Raw genomic sequence first — 318 nt, forward strand, 5'->3', positions numbered from 1 at the left:
TGTAGTGGTCAACTAAAACTGGCCACCTCGTTATAAGTTTTGAAGTATTCTGCTTCAGCCTTTTGTGGCGATAGCCCCTTGTTAAACTGGTGAGGCCTGTACCGATTGAAATAACCGGTAATGTAATTGTTAATCGCTTCAACACCCGCTGCAAATGACTGATAACCTGACCTTGGCATCCACTCGGTTTTAAAACTTCTGAAAAAACGTTCAGTGGGGGCATTGTCGTGGCAGTTACCTCGGCGACTTAAACTTTGCTTTATACCAAACCGCCAAAGCAATTGGCGATAAGTTTTACTGGTATAATGGCAGCCCTGG

1 protein-coding gene is annotated in these 318 nt (G+C 44.3%); it reads right to left on the bottom strand.

The features are described from left to right. Window positions 1–8: 8 nt before the first annotated feature. Window positions 9–318: integrase core domain-containing protein (locus ACK8OT_RS19365; RefSeq protein ID WP_410198144.1), on the bottom strand; the 310-nt coding region annotated here is incomplete at its 5' end.

It is taken from the genome of Motilimonas thetidivivens (assembly GCF_046452435.1).
Classification (GTDB): domain Bacteria; phylum Pseudomonadota; class Gammaproteobacteria; order Enterobacterales; family CBDFNC01; genus Motilimonas.